This is a genomic window from Rhodococcus sp. T2V (genome assembly GCF_029269925.1).
In the GTDB taxonomy this organism is placed as follows: Bacteria; Actinomycetota; Actinomycetes; order Mycobacteriales; family Mycobacteriaceae; genus Rhodococcus_F; species Rhodococcus_F koreensis.
Genome location: NZ_JARJBD010000001.1, coordinates 20,876 through 35,006, shown reverse-complemented (window position 1 = coordinate 35,006; position 14,131 = coordinate 20,876). Strand labels below are relative to the sequence as shown.

Sequence of the window (14,131 nt, the reverse complement as noted above, 5' to 3'; positions counted from 1 at the left end):
CGTCACGATAATCTCTGCACACCCTCAGACAGGAGCCATGCAGTAATGGACGACAACGTCACGGGCCCGTCGGGTTTCGGCACGTCAGGCCCGGACAATCTCGGGTCGGACGGCCGGGCTCAGGCGGCGGACGGAACACCGGTTCGACGTGTCCGTAAACGCCGGACACACCAACCTCAGGTGCGGGCGCATCGGCTCCGGCGGCGCGTGATCGTCGGCGGCTCGGTGGCCGTGGTGGTTGTCGTCGCGTTCGGCGCGTGGCTGGGCTTCACTGCCCGCGAGGCGAAGGCGAACCTCGAGGAGGCGCGTGGTCACGCGCAGATCGCGAAGGACGCCCTGCTCGACGGCGACACCGAGGTTGCCCAGCGGTCCGCGGCCGACGCCGACAAGTACGCGTCGCAGGCCTACGACAACACGCACTCGATCCCGTGGAGCATCACCGCCGCCGTCCCGGTTCTGGGTAGTCCGCTAGCAACTTCTCAGCAGATTTCCGAGGTGGTGCGGGGGCTCACCCACGACGTGTTGAGTCCCGCCGTGGACGCGGGAAGCACGCTGGCCCCCGATCAGCTGATCGAAGGTGGCGGACGTGTCAACGTGCAGTCGTTGCGCGACGCCGTCCCGGTGCTTGATCGGACATCCGTTGCCGCGCAGTCGCTGTCGGATCAGGCGCAGACCATCGACGAGGCCACCTACCTCGGCGTAGTGAACGAGGCGCGCACCGCGTTGCAGGATCAGACCGCCGAGCTGTCGAAGCTGCTGAGCAACACCGCGATCGCCGCAAAGGTGGTGCCGGCGATGCTCGGCGGGGACGGGTCGCGGAACTACTTCCTCGGATTCCAGACGAACGCCGAAGCGCGTGGAACCGGTGGGCTGCTGGGCGGATTCGGCATCGTTCGCGCCAACGACGGATCGGCCAAGATCGACACGCTCGCCTCGAACTCGGAACTGTCGATGGACAAGCAACCCCTCGATCTCGGCCCTGACTACGCGGCACGCTATGGCGAAAGCCGGCCCACCACCGACTTCCGGAACAGCAACCTCAGCTCTCACTTTCCCTACGCCGCGCAGATCTGGAAATCGCTGTGGGCGCAGGAATCCGGCGAACAGGTGGATGGAGTCGTCGCAACCGACCCTGTCGCGCTCAGCTACGTGCTCGGCGCCATCGGCCCGGTCACGATGCCGGACGGCGAGGTGATCAACAAGGACAACGTCGTTGAGCTCACCGAATCGACCGCGTATGTGCGATTCGCCGACGACAACAAGGCCCGTAAGCAGTATCTGCAGACTGTTGCCGCGCGCGTGGTCGACAAGATGACCGGCAAGCTGTCGTCCCCGCAGGCATTGCTCGATGCGCTCGGCAAGGCCGCGGGCGAGGGACGCATCGCGGTGTGGAGTGCGGACCCCGCCCTGCAGCAGGTACTTTCGGGCACGAAGGTCGGCAACGTCGTTCCGGACGACGCGGCGCCGTACGCGGGTGTCGTGGTGAACAACCAGGGCGGAAACAAGCTCGACTACTACCTGTCCCGTGAGATCGAATATGTGGCAGACGGTTGCGTAAACGACACCCGTTCGTCGACCGTCACCGTGCGTCTGACCAACAACACCCCCGCCGGGGAGTTCCCCGACTACGTTGCGGGGTTGTTCGAGACGGTCGGCAACGTTCCGAAGGGCACCAACGCCGTCGACCTGTCGCTGCTCGCCACCAGCGGTGCGACCCTCGACAAGGTGACGGTCAACGGCGCTCAGCAGTTCGTCTTCACGGGAACCGAACTCGGTCACCCCGTCTTCAACGTGCGAGCCATGGTTCAGCGGGGAAAGACCGCCGAGGTGAAATTCGAGCTCACCGAGCCCTCCGCTCCGGGTGAGGCCCGGGTCCCGGTGCAGCCGCTGGTGGATTCGCCGAACGTCACGGTGGACGTGCCGAACTGCGGCAGCTGATCGTGGGGGTACCGCCGCTACTGCGGATTCGCGTCGGGCGGCGGTATCTGGACGACGTTCTCGGTTTCGACGGACTGCACGCCGGGGACGGATTCGATCGCGGCGCGATCTTCTTCTCCGACGGCGCCGGAGATGATTCCGATCGTGTGCAGCACCTGATCGACACGCATGCCGCGTTGCCGCAGCGCCGCGCCGACCGCCTCGATGTCGTCGAGATGGTCGGCGTCGACGGTGACGGTGATCGCGATCATGCCGGCGCCTGGATCAATCCCGATCCGACGTCGAGGGAAGGCAGCAGGAGTCTCCGCGCCTGTTGGGTGAGCACGGCCCACAGGTCGGTGCCCGTGCGCCCGGTCGCCTCACACCACAGCGCGGCGATGCCCGCGACGTGTGGGGCGGCCATGCTCGTCCCGCTCTTCGAGCCGTACCGCGTCGGTACAGGGACGGTCGAGAACACGCCCACCCCGGGACCCGCCACATCGATCTGACCGCCGATGACGGGGTTGCTGCGGGCCGAGAAGTTGGCCAGTCCGAGTACCGAGTCGATCGCTGCGACGGCCATGATCGACGGGCTGTTCGCGGGTGGACCCACGAAACCCATGTTCCCTGCCGCGCGGTTCGCGTTGTTGCCTGCGGCCGCGACGATCAGCGACCCCGATGCCAGTGCCCGGCTGCCCACCGTCTCGTACGCAACGGACACCGCCTCCACGTTCGCGCCGAGGGACATAGAGATGACCTGGCAGCCGTTCACGATCGCCCATTCGATTCCGGCGAGAATTCCCCGGTCGGCTCCGCGTCCCTGATCGGACAACACCTTGCCGACGAAGATGTCTGCCTTGTGGGCCACTCCGTATCGGCGGGTGCCGCTCGGGGACTTGGGGCCGCACGCGGTTCCGACGCAGTGCGTGCCGTGGCTGTGTCCGTCCTGCGGGCCGGCGCCCGGCACGAAGGACTGGGCGGTGATGGTGCGGTTCTCGAAATCCGGATGCGTCAGATCGAGGCCCGTGTCGAGGACGGCGACCTTGACGCCGAAGCCCCCGCACGCCGACGCGCTGACATTGGTGGCGTGCAGCCCCCACGTGAGCTCCGAGGTGTCGGTGAAGCTCGCCGCTTCGGCCCGCACACGAGGATCGGTGCCGATGGAGAGGGCGTAGTGCATCAGCTCGGGCTCGATGGAGAGCACCGGGCCGTCGCCGGCCTCGGCCGCCCGCAGTGCCGCCAGTTGATCGGGATCGACGGTGACCACCGCGATCCCCAATTCGTCGAACACGACGGCGTCGGCGTCCTGCGTCTCCGACAGATCCAGCGCGCTCGATTCGAACTCGATGCTGCGCGCCACGTCGGACAGCCCCGCAACGTCGCGGAGTGTCTGTGCGGCGTCCGTTCGGTTGCCGCCTTCGGTGAAGACGACGACGTGGCTGCCCGTGACTTCGGGTTCGGAGGGAGCGGCGAGTGTGTTGTCGCCGTCGTTGTCGCCGTATGAATTTCCGTGTGATATCACGATGTCGTCCTTGATCGGGGTGAGTCATTGAGGTGAGCGCTGTGGGTCGGTTCGATCGTCGACCGGCGTTCAGAGGGGGCCTTCAGTGTTCGAACACCTCAACGCTCCATCGATTGGTCCCGAATTCCACGAGTGGCGCTCTACCCGACTATTGGGTGGACCGAGCCGGCGGGCAGAGTAGTTCGGCTCACGCCGCCGTCGACTTGGGGTGATACCAGTCGACGACGACGGACCGCACTCCCACCGATGCGATCATCGTGCGGATGGGGCCGTCGACACACAATTGGCTCTCGACGTGTCGTGCGCTGGAGCAATCACAGATGTTCGGCGTGGCCGTCAGCCCGATCAGGATTTCCGGGGACGCGCTGGAGCGGCCGCCCTCGATGAGGAGCATCTCCTCGTCGACGACGCGAACCGCGACGTCCCGGCCGTCCGCGACGTCTCCGACGACCAGCGCGAGGTAATCAACATCGTCGTCCTCGTCGCGAGCGGCGATCAGACGGGCCGTGCAGGTTCCCAGTGGCACGAGTTCGTCCAGCACCAGATCCGGTGGACTCGGTTTCGCGGAGTTCGACCCGTCTCGCCGTCCAACTGAAGAAGGGCTCCGGCCGCGCGGTCATGACGTTCTCCTGTAGTTCGACGCAATAACTTTCCGCGATACCCATTCAGCGTGGCCGAGGTGTCGGCTAATCTCGCCAGTAGCGCCCTACTCGAACGCGCGGGACACGCCTCGGGTCGAGAACGAAACCGAACCGGCGCCCGTGCCGGCCTACTCAACCCGTCGACGCTTCTGGAGTATTGCGGCGAAAAGCGACTTTGAGGTTGTATTGCACTGTTTTGCTTCCCAACTCGCGTTCGATCCTCGTCGCGGTGCTGTTTCCGGGGGCGCGAGAATCTAGAATCAGACCTATGGGTCCGGTGTGGCCTCTCGTTCAGCGGCAAGTCGAGTTCGACGCGATCACCGCGTCGCTCACGGCTCGGTCCGGGGGATGCGGTGTCGTCCTCACGGGCGATCCCGGCGTCGGCAAGACCACTCTCGCGCGGTTCGCCACCGAGTCATTGCCCCAAGAGGTGAAATGGGTGGCGGGCACCGAGTCGGCGCGGAGCATTCCGCTGGGAGTGTTCGCCCATCTGGTCGGAACGTCCACCTCCCGGGATCCGGTCGCGTTTCTGTCCGCGGCGCGGCAAGCGCTTCTCGACGACGGTCACAGTCACGACGTGGTGGTCGGCGTGGACGACGCTCATCTCCTCGATCAGCTCTCGGCGACGTTCCTTCACCAGCTCGCCCTCGACAAGGCCGTCCACATCGTCGCCACCGTCCGCAACGGTGAGACCGTCCCCGACGCGATCACGTCGTTGTGGAAGGACGGCCACCTGCTGCGAATCGAACTGGCGCCATTCACCCGGGATCAGAGCATCCAACTGATCGAGTCCGTGCTCGACGGTCCCCTCGAGGGGCTGAGCGCGGACATGATCTGGGAGGCGTCCGGTGGAAACGCCTTGTTCGTCCGGCACCTGGTGGAGGGCGCCCTCGAAGCCGGGACGCTGCGCCGCTCCGGTGGCGTCTGGCAGTTGCGGGGACGCGCCGCCATCACGTCCGAACTCGCATCCCTGCTGGAGCACCGGATCGATCAGATTCCCCACGACGTGCTGCAGGCGTTGCAGCTACTCACGTTCTGCGAGCCGCTCGATCTGGACATCCTCGGTCAGCTGGCGGGCGAGGACGCGGTGGAGGAGGCCGAGCGACGCGGCCTCGTCAGGATCGTCGAGGACGGACGCCGGCTCGACGTCCGCTACATGCATCCACTGTTCGGTGAGGTGATCCGGCGACGGGTGGGGCGCGCGGCGGGGCGGCGACTCCGCGGACAGCTCGTGGAGGCGTTGAGCAGTCGCGCCGTGGTCGGGTCGTCGAATCGGATTCGGCTGGCAGAGTTGGCCCTCGACAGCGATCGGTCCGTCGAGCCCGCCCTGCTGGTCGAGGCCGCCGAGGACGCCATCGGTTTGGCGAATGTTCCTCTGGGGGAACGGCTCGCCCGCGCGGCACTCGACCAGACCGGCAGCTTCGAGGCGGCCGACCTCCTGGCCCGAGCACTGCTGTGGCAGGGACACGCCACCGAGGCGGAGTCGTTGCTGCGCTCCTTTTCGCCCGACAGCCTCGACCAGGTGCAGCTGGTGCGCTGGGGCACGTCGCGGATCGCGAACCTGTTCTGGGCGAGCGGCGAGTCGGAGAAGGCCGACGAGGTCCTCGCGGTACTCCGCGCGAAGGTGACGCACCCCAGTCTCGTGCCGATCATCGAGGGAATCGGCTCGGTGTGCGCGGTGTTCGAGAATCGGCCCGAGGAAGCGGCGGCAGCAGCGATGGCGATACTGGCCGCCGATCGGGTGTTGCCGTGGGCGGTCGAGTGGGCATTCTTCGGTGGCGGACTGTCGCTGGCCTTGATGGGACGCGGCGACCGGGTGCCCGAGCTGGCGGCGCGCAGCGCGGCGGTGGCCGATCAGATCGACGGGCTTCTGCGGTTCCCGGCCGCACACGGTGAGATCCTCGCGTTGACGCTCACCGGACAGTTCGACGCGGCGCAACGCCGGGCCGAGGAGTACCTCTCGTTGGCGTCGAGCGGCCGATACGTCGCGTGGGGGCTTGCGAACATCCTGGTCGGGACGGTGGAGGTTGCCCGTGGCCGGTTCACCGACGCCGCGGGTCGCCTCGAGCAGGCGATCGCCGCCCTCAACGTCGGCGATACGGCCGATGCCATCTCGTGGAGTTTCCCCGCCTACATCGTCCTCGGTCAGGCATATGCGGAACTCGGTCGCATCCACGAGGCGGACGGGATCATCACCGCCGCGCAGGCCCGGAACGGCCGGCACGTCGCCGTGTTCGGACCCCAACTGATGATGTCGCAGGCGTGGCTCGCCGCGGCACGGGGTGAAACCTCACGGGCCGTCGAGCTGTCTCGTTCCGCTTCAGAGTCCGCGTGCACAGCCGGTCAATTCGGCATCGAGGCGGTCGCGCTGCACCATGCCACCCGGTTCGGCGACACGACCACGGCCACTCGCCTCGCCGAGTTGGCCGAGATCTGCGACGGCCAGCTCGTCGACATCGTCGCGCGACATGCGGCGGCTGTCGCTGCGGGGAAGGGCTGCGAGTTGGTGACGGCGGCAGCCGAGTTCGAGAAGATCGGCGCCTTGCCGGACGCTGCCGACGCGTACGCTCGGGCGGCAATCGCGTTCACGCATGCCGGCGACAAGCGGCGTTCCATCGAGTGCGCTGCCGCGGCCGAAGCCCTGTCGGCCCGCTGCGACCACATGTCGTCCCCCGCTCTGGTGGAGGCGGCTCATCCGCTTCCGTTGACGAGTCGTGAGCGGGAGGTGGGGTCGATGGTTGCGGCTGGTTTGTCGAATCGGCAGATCGCGGATCGGTTGTTTGTGTCGGTGCGGACGGTGGAGGGGCATATTTACCGTGCGTGTATGAAGTTGGATGTTGCTGATCGCAGTGGGCTTGCGGAATCGATGGGGACGACGGTGCGTTGATGCCGTGCCCGTGCTCTGGGCACGACGACATGCCGGCTCGGCAACAGGAATCGTCCTGTTGCGGAGTCGGCTATGTGTGCGGCGCCCGGGGTCAGGCGAGTGGCCGTGTCCGGTTGTGCGCCGGTATCGGCTTTCGTTCCCAGTCGACTTGCTGCGGTGGGATGAAGGTGGGGTGCCGGTCGGCGCCCATTTCGATTTCCCAGTCGCTGTGGTGGAGTAGTCGGTGGTGGTATCCGCAGAGCAGTACCAGGTTGCCCATGTCGGTGGGTCCGCTCTCGGACCAGTGGATGATGTGGTGGCCTTCGCACCATGATGGCGGCGCACCGCATCCGGGGAATGCGCATCCTCGATCTCTCGCCACCAGTGCTTTTCGCTGTCGTTTCAAGCCGGGGTCGCTGCTGAAGGGGCTAATCCCGATCCGCACCTGCGCGGACTGGGACGACGCGAAGCCGGAGTTCGTCGAGATCGACCTTGTCGGCCACGACGGTGGCAACGCCACAGGTGAGCACGCCTACACACTGACCGTGACCGACATCGCCACCGGCTGGACCGAGAACCGCTCCGTGCGCAACAAGGCCCGCAATTGGGTAATCGCTGCCCTGGACGAGATCGCGAACATTATACCGTTCCCGATCCTCGGCGTGGACAGATCTGGGTTTGATACCCCCACCCTGTCTTGAATAGGCCCTGCTACCTGCTATAACGACACGCCGACCAGGTTGTTGATTCTTCAGGTCATCCCGTGAAGAGTAAGGCACTGCCTAAACAATCCAGGTGACACGGAGGTATGCGGTGGACACGACGAATCTACGCCTGGTCACCTCGGCGAAGCCGAGTCTCTCGACCGCCCCGCCCGATCCCGGCCTCTACCAGGCCATGTGCATCGAGGCGTATCAGTCATCGCAAGCCGCTCGCGGGTTCAGCCAGCTGACTATCGACAATGGGACCGCCACGTTGGAACGGTTTCTGACCGCGTGCGGGCGACCGGCATGGGAGGTGACCCGCGACGACATCGACCGGGTGGTGGGTGAGCTGGCGACGGTCGGGATGGCGACATCGACACGACGGGGCTATCTTTCGACGTTCAAAGGGTTCTTCACGTTCCTGTGCGCGCGTAAGGTCGTCGAAATCGAGGCGATGTTCGGGACGCGGTTGGCCGATCCGGTCGACCAGTTCAATGCCGCCCGTCATGTCGGCACCGATTCCCCACATGTGCTTCCACCGCCGACCCCGCAGCGGCTGGACACGTTCTTCGCGTTCCTGCGTGAGCGGATAGCCACGGCACGAGTATTCGGCACGGCCGCCCGCGACTACGCCTTGTTCCGCACGCTCTACCATGCCGGGTTGCGATCAGAGGAGGCGGTGATGCTCGATGTCGCCGACCTCTACTTCGACCGGGGACCATTCGGCAAGATTCATGTGCGGTTCGGTAAGGCAGCCAACGGTTCCGGCCCCCGCCCCCGCTGGGTGCCGATGCTCGACGGACTGGACCTGATCCTGAAGTGGTATCTGGCCGATGTGCGAGGCAAACTCGCAGACGGGGCGCCGTTGTTCCCGGATCAGTCCGGCGACCGGCTGCATCGCGGCAGCGTCCGCAATCGGCTGGCTCAACTTCTCGACCTCGAGGACGCTGCCGCGACCGAGCGTTTCAGCCCGCACGCCATGCGCCGGGCGTGCGCCACACACAACTACGAGCGGGGCATGGATCTCGTTGCGATACAACAATTATTGGGTCACTGGCGGGTGGGTACCACGATGGGTTACGTCCGGCCGTCGGCCACCTTCATCGAGGACGCCTACCGACGTGCCGTGTCGGCCACACTGACCGCACTCGAGGACGGGCAACGATGAAGGCCACCTGGCGGCTGCGGATGGCAGCAGCGCAACGCGAAGTATGGACCGGCGCCCAGCTGCGTCGGCTGCTCGCCGAGAAAGCCGGCCTGAAGATGTCATCGGCGTCGGTGTCCGCGCTGCTGACCAAGCAACCCGCGCAGCTCAAACTCGACACCCTCGCCGCCTTATGCACTGCACTGGACTGCACACCCAACGACCTGCTCGACATCGACACCACACCTGCCGCGGCTGCGCCCACCCCACCTGCTCCGGTGGCGCGGGCGGCGGCCCCGGCGAAGCCGGGACGATCCATGCCACCGCTGTGACCCGTCCACGCCGGATCATATGCTGCCGCACCTGCGGGCAGCAGCGACCGCACCAATCCCTCGGGCAATGCGCGCGCTGCTACCAAACGGACCCGGCGATGGTGCATCGGTGCACCGAAAAGCTGGCCACACAACTCGATCCGACACCCGAATGGTTCCACGGATTCGGCGAATTCCTCGCCGCGCGGGCTGCGCCCACCCGCGCGGTCTCCCTGCTTCACCAACTGGCGGCGATACTCACCGCGACACCGGGTGCCGGACCCACCGCCATCCTGCGCGCCGCGCGACGTCCCGGCCCGGCTGTGGGGGCGCTGGCGCGTGCCTTGGAGACGTATTTCGTCGATTCCCGGCTCACGCTCACCCTCAACGTCGCCGGCCAAGCCGCAACCGAACGGCGCGCCAGACGAGTGGCCGAGGTACCCGTCGGATTCCGTCCCATCGCAGCAGCATTCGACAGCCATCAACTCCAATCGCGTGAGCGGGCCCGCCGCGTCGGAACCAAACCCCGCTCCGACCGCACCCTCGAGATCAACCTGGCCGCCGTGCGTGATCTGGCCCGCTACCTGGCCGAGTACCGCCCCGGGGTCACCGATCCGACACTGGTCGGTGTCGGCGACGTGGAGGCGTTCCTGGCTACCATCACAAACCCGAGCAACCGCGCCAGACACCTCCACGCCCTACAGGTGTTCTTCCGATTCGCCCGGCACGCCCGTCATATCCTCGCCGACCCCACACGCAGGCTGAACGCCAACTCCAACATCGCCTTCCACGGACACGTACTCGACCACGCACGCCAACGCGACCTGTTCCGGCGATGGACCAGCGACGCCACCGAACTGCACCCTCACGAACCCACGATAGGGCTCCTCGGCCTGCTGCACGGCGCGTCGGTCGCCGAGTTGCGTTCACTGCGGGTCGACGACATCGACCTCACCGCGGCAACCGTCGTCTTGAGCCGCCGCCCCCAGCCGACCCCGCTCGACCCGGCCACCACCACAGCACTACGCCGTTGTCTCCAGTATCGCGACACTCACCACCACACAAGCCCATATCTGCTGGTCAACCAGAAAAGTAAGACCACCGGCGGACCCGTGTCCATCGACTACCTCGCCCGCACCCTCGTCCCCGCCCAGGTTGCCGTGGCGACCCTGCGAGCTACCCGCCTCGCCCAACTGGTCGCCGTCATGGACCCCGTCCTCGTCGCCGCCGCGTTCGGCATCCGACGCGGTGCGGTCCTGCACTACCTCGGCGACACCGTCGATGCCACACGCCTGCCCAACCCATGAACATCAGGTGCTACCTCGCACACGTTGGCCCGAACCTGTGCGCTTTCGACAACGGCAGTGAGTTCATCAATCATCACCTGCTGGCGTGGTGCGAGAAACGCAAGATCACCTTCACCCGGTCGCGGCCTGGCAACTCCAACGACGGCTGCCACGTGGAGCAGAAGAACTGGGCGATCGTGCGCACCGTCGTCGGCAACCACCGGTACGACACCGAAGCAGAACTGGTGTTGCTCAACAGAATTTGGGTGCTGCAGTCTCAGCTGGCGAACTACTTCTGCCCGCAGCAGAAGCTCGTCTCGAAGGTCCGCAACGGCGCGAAGGTCGCCAAGAAGTACGACACGGCGACCACCCCACACCGCCGCGCCGAACACCACAAAGCGGTCGGGAAGCACGACAAGGAGACCCTTGCCGACACCTACACCGGCATCATCCCCGCCGCCGTCCAACGGCGGATCCAGGCGCTGACCACCGAACTGCTCACGATCACCACCAGCAAGTCCGGCCGGCCAAACCTCGCCCCTCCACGCGCGCACTCTCACATGAGTCAACGAATCAGACTTCGCGCGCATCTTGACTTGAGGCAACAGGTGGTCGGTGAAACCTTGCCCGCGAGCACGACTCGTCGCGCGACAATGACTGCATGGCAACTACCGGGGTCGTCCGTAGCTGGAACATCGAGGAGATGCAGGGCATCATCGATTCCGACGAAACTCCGGGCGGGTGCTGGACGTTGTTCCACAGCGTGGCGGTCGAAGGCTTCCCCGCGCTACCGATTCAGATCGGTGAAACGACTCACTCTCACTTTGGCCGTCAATGATTCAAACCGAGCGTCCACCTGATTGGGGCGCAATCGTCAACGTCTCGTACACACGAGACTCGCGGCTGCCGGCCCGTCCTCGACACCCTCGACCTGCCCCTCCCCGTGCGAGCATCCTGCGGGCTCCGTACTTAGTCAAAGCGATGAGCACGAACGCCCCCTCCCTCTTCGTGCGTTGATCAACGCGATGCATTGCGCACGAGAGCGGTAGGGAAGAATAGCCCAAATGAGTCGTTTGACAGACAAGGCTTGGATCGTTGCAGGCATACTTTCCATCTCCGCCGCCTTGATCCTTGTGGGTGCCGGAATCATCGTGTCCACAACGCGAAGCGAGACCGACTACACGTCCCATTACACAACGCCACCATCAGCCGACTCCATCAACGCGGTTCAAGTCGCCGTAATCGGAGACTCATACACCAGCGGCACAGAGGTCGGCGGGTTCGGGAGCTCCGGTTGGCCGGCACTATTGGAGAATCGCCTTTATACCACCGAACATCCCGTCCTCGTCGCCGTTTCGGGAAGGCCTGGTTCGGGTTACGCGAACCCAGGAGCGGGAAACAAGACGTTCGGTCAGGATCTTGAGAGCATCATTAGCGCCGATACTGACGTCGTTGTTATGTTTGGCAGTCGAACTGACGCGAACATGCGCATCCAGGAATCGGCTGGCGCAACCTACGCTGCAATACGTCGGATCGCCCCTACCGCAGCAATTATTGTAATTGCTCCCGCTTGGATCAATGAGGACGTACCCGAGAGGATCATCCGATTACGAGATGAATTGAAGCCTGCAGCGATGGCAGCCGGTGCAGTGTTCGTAGATCCTATTGGTGAGGGTTGGTTCTTCGGGAAAAATTCTTCGCTAATAGGCGAGGACGAAATTCATCCTACCAATGAAGGACACAAATATATGGCCAACCTCATCGAGCCCCGCTTGCGCGATGCCCTCCAGCTTGCCAGTCACGCGCGCTAATGATTTCCGCAGTCTGCAGACAACCGAGACTTCAATTGCAGTCGACCAGACATAAGTAGGTCACTGACCAAGTCACCACTACCCAACTACGGATGCCAACCAATTTGACCCAAAGCTACGGCGTCAAAGTTCAGGGAATACCTCCTACAGGATAATCACGATCTATTATCATGCCAGAATCGGCCACATTGGCCGAAACAATACGCTAATCAAACAGATTTTCGGACCACCGCCAGCCTTACAAAATGCCAAGCTCCAATTATCGGACGACGATGCTCCAACCACGCCAAGAAATCTAAATCCTGCGAAACTTGAAAACTCGACCATCGAAATGATTCGGTCGAGCCAGCGATCGATACGCCGAAGTGACATAGATATCCATAAGATCAGCTCCACCAAAACATATAGACGTAGGCTGACAGAAGGGAAGTTTGTGCCGCCTAACACCACTGCCGCTCACTTCAAGTAGCTGCGCTCCACCCCACATTGCAATCCAAACAGAACCAGCGGAGTCAACAGCCAATCCGTCCGGCTCTCCGTCAAATTCGCTTAAGTCCGCAAAGACCTGCGGGTCACCACAAATGCCATCGGGACCATACTCAAACACCATCACCATACGGGTAGGTGTATCGACATAAAACATTTTTGTATTGTCGTGGGACCAGCCGATTCCATTCGAGATCGTGACGGGCCCGTACTCTCTCACCATGACACTACGATCTGCATCGAGGCGATACAGCCAGGCTTCGCGCCGTCCGTCCTCGGACATCGTGCCAATCCAAACGCGTCCCCAAGCGTCCACCGCCCCGTCATTAAAGCGGATGGCGCCTGTCACTTCATTGGCCAACGAAGCAACAAACACGGGACCAGGCTCAGTTACGCGGTATAGTTCAACACCCACCGCGACTAAGAGCTCGTTATTGACACGCAGAACGCATGAAACCGGTGAATCGAAAGACGCCACGCATACTGGCTGAATCAGCTCGGGATCGGACTCCCAAACTGAACCGCTGTAGATGTCGACCCACGTTAGCCTTTTGCGCGCGTCGTCCCATAGCGGCCCCTCACCCAACTCATATCTATCGAGCGACACTGCTTCAGGATACGAAAGATCCTCCACCCCTAGAATAGGGAAGTCCACTTAACACCTCCTAAGGCATAGATTATTAAACCAGCTGCTGGCTCTGCATCCATTGATTACACTTCCGATGCAAGGCAGATCGAGACTCCGCCATCGATAACGATCTCGCTCCCCGTCATGAAACCTGAAGCCTCAGTATCGAGTAGAAGCGATACCGCCGAGAAAAGATCGCTAGGCAAACCAAGCCTGCGCATCGGCGTCCGAAAAGCGATTTGCTTCAGCAGATTTGGACCAGTGTCTCCGTCTCTCCGGCTGAGGCCTTCTTCGAGCATTCCCGTTGCTATCGCACCCGGCGATACACAGTTTACCCTCACCCCAGCCGGCCCCAACTCAAGCGCCGCGGCTCTAACCCAGCCAGCCAGCGCAGACTTGGAAACCGAGTACCCTAGCGCATTTCGCGAAGTTGCCGTTGAATGAACTGAACCGAGGACGACTACCGAAAGATCAGTCGGCGACTTACGCCTAACGATCTCATTCACGAGGACATCAATACAGCGAACGTTAACGTTGAGCAGGGAAATCCACGCATCCGTACCCAACTCACCAACGCTGCCCTTCGACTGAACTCCCGCACAGTGCACTATTCCCGTGATGGCGCGCGTATCCAGAAAACCGCCGGTTTCGACAAATTGTCTCACTTCGGCGAGGCACGAGAGATCGACTCGGTGAGTAACCTCCGGCGAGGGTGACACATCCAATCCAATCACGTGATGAGTAGCTGACAGATGCCGCGCCACTAGCGACCCGATTCCACCTGCAGCCCCCGTAACAATTACAGTTTCCATTAA

General features: G+C 63.7%; 12 protein-coding genes and 2 pseudogenes. 8 read left to right on the top strand and 6 right to left on the bottom strand.

Translation table 11 applies throughout. The features are described 5' to 3' along the window. Positions 1 to 45: 45 nt before the first annotated feature. Entirely contained in the window at positions 46 to 1,938 is a 1,893-nt protein-coding gene (locus tag P3H15_RS00165) for a DUF4012 domain-containing protein (protein WP_276135407.1), read from the top strand. A gap of 17 nt (positions 1,939 to 1,955) precedes the next feature. Here P3H15_RS00165 and P3H15_RS00160 read toward each other — a convergent pair whose 3' ends face one another. The 3 genes from P3H15_RS00160 to P3H15_RS00150 form a co-directional block, all read right to left on the bottom strand. After that, complete coding sequence (locus tag P3H15_RS00160; RefSeq protein ID WP_276135406.1) at positions 1,956 to 2,189, bottom strand: hypothetical protein; 234 nt, start codon at positions 2,187 to 2,189, stop codon at positions 1,956 to 1,958. Continuing rightward, positions 2,186 to 3,439 carry a S8 family serine peptidase gene (locus tag P3H15_RS00155; protein ID WP_276135405.1) on the bottom strand — a complete coding sequence of 418 codons (1,254 nt, stop codon included), beginning with the start codon at positions 3,437 to 3,439 and terminating at the stop codon, positions 2,186 to 2,188. The genes P3H15_RS00160 and P3H15_RS00155 overlap by 4 nt, the downstream gene beginning before the upstream one ends. Positions 3,440 to 3,626: 187 nt before the next feature. Next, positions 3,627 to 3,965: a hypothetical protein gene (locus tag P3H15_RS00150; RefSeq protein ID WP_276135404.1), complete on the bottom strand. Its 339-nt coding sequence runs from the start codon at positions 3,963 to 3,965 to the stop codon at positions 3,627 to 3,629. 383 nt (positions 3,966 to 4,348) lie between these two features. Here P3H15_RS00150 and P3H15_RS00145 point away from each other — a divergent pair, with 383 nt between their 5' ends. Further along, entirely contained in the window at positions 4,349 to 6,967 is a 2,619-nt protein-coding gene (locus P3H15_RS00145; protein ID WP_276135403.1) for a LuxR family transcriptional regulator, read from the top strand. Positions 6,968 to 7,058: 91 nt separating this feature from the next. On the opposite strand, the pseudogene P3H15_RS00140 reads toward P3H15_RS00145, so the two are convergent. Then, positions 7,059 to 7,349: pseudogene (locus P3H15_RS00140) on the bottom strand (HNH endonuclease signature motif containing protein); the annotation flags it as partial. A 16-nt stretch (positions 7,350 to 7,365) separates the two neighbouring features. Here P3H15_RS00140 and P3H15_RS00135 point away from each other — a divergent pair. The 6 genes and pseudogenes from P3H15_RS00135 to P3H15_RS00110 form a co-directional block, all read left to right on the top strand. Beyond that, positions 7,366 to 7,521 (top strand): annotated as a pseudogene (locus P3H15_RS00135) (integrase); the annotation flags it as partial. A gap of 259 nt (positions 7,522 to 7,780) precedes the next feature. Further along, complete coding sequence (locus P3H15_RS00130; protein ID WP_276135754.1) at positions 7,781 to 8,818, top strand: tyrosine-type recombinase/integrase; 1,038 nt, start codon at positions 7,781 to 7,783, stop codon at positions 8,816 to 8,818. Beyond that, on the top strand, positions 8,815 to 9,126 hold the full coding sequence (locus P3H15_RS00125; protein WP_276135402.1) for a helix-turn-helix transcriptional regulator: 312 nt from the start codon (positions 8,815 to 8,817) through the stop codon (positions 9,124 to 9,126). The genes P3H15_RS00130 and P3H15_RS00125 overlap by 4 nt, the downstream gene beginning before the upstream one ends. A 98-nt stretch (positions 9,127 to 9,224) precedes the next feature. Further along, positions 9,225 to 10,412, top strand: a complete 1,188-nt coding sequence (locus P3H15_RS00120; RefSeq protein ID WP_276135401.1) for an integrase — start codon at positions 9,225 to 9,227, stop codon at positions 10,410 to 10,412. Next, positions 10,409 to 11,251, top strand: a complete 843-nt coding sequence (locus tag P3H15_RS00115; protein ID WP_276135400.1) for a hypothetical protein — start codon at positions 10,409 to 10,411, stop codon at positions 11,249 to 11,251. Before P3H15_RS00120 ends, P3H15_RS00115 begins: the two co-directional genes overlap by 4 nt. A 204-nt stretch (positions 11,252 to 11,455) precedes the next feature. After that, on the top strand, positions 11,456 to 12,202 hold the full coding sequence (locus tag P3H15_RS00110) for an SGNH/GDSL hydrolase family protein (protein ID WP_276135399.1): 747 nt from the start codon (positions 11,456 to 11,458) through the stop codon (positions 12,200 to 12,202). A gap of 295 nt (positions 12,203 to 12,497) precedes the next feature. On the opposite strand, the gene P3H15_RS00105 is transcribed toward P3H15_RS00110, so the two are convergent. Continuing rightward, on the bottom strand, positions 12,498 to 13,343 hold the full coding sequence (locus P3H15_RS00105; RefSeq protein WP_276135398.1) for an SMP-30/gluconolactonase/LRE family protein: 846 nt from the start codon (positions 13,341 to 13,343) through the stop codon (positions 12,498 to 12,500). 56 nt (positions 13,344 to 13,399) lie between these two features. After that, positions 13,400 to 14,128 (bottom strand): SDR family NAD(P)-dependent oxidoreductase, encoded by a 729-nt coding sequence (locus P3H15_RS00100; protein ID WP_276135397.1) that lies wholly within the window; start codon positions 14,126 to 14,128, stop codon positions 13,400 to 13,402. Positions 14,129 to 14,131 lie beyond the last annotated feature (3 nt).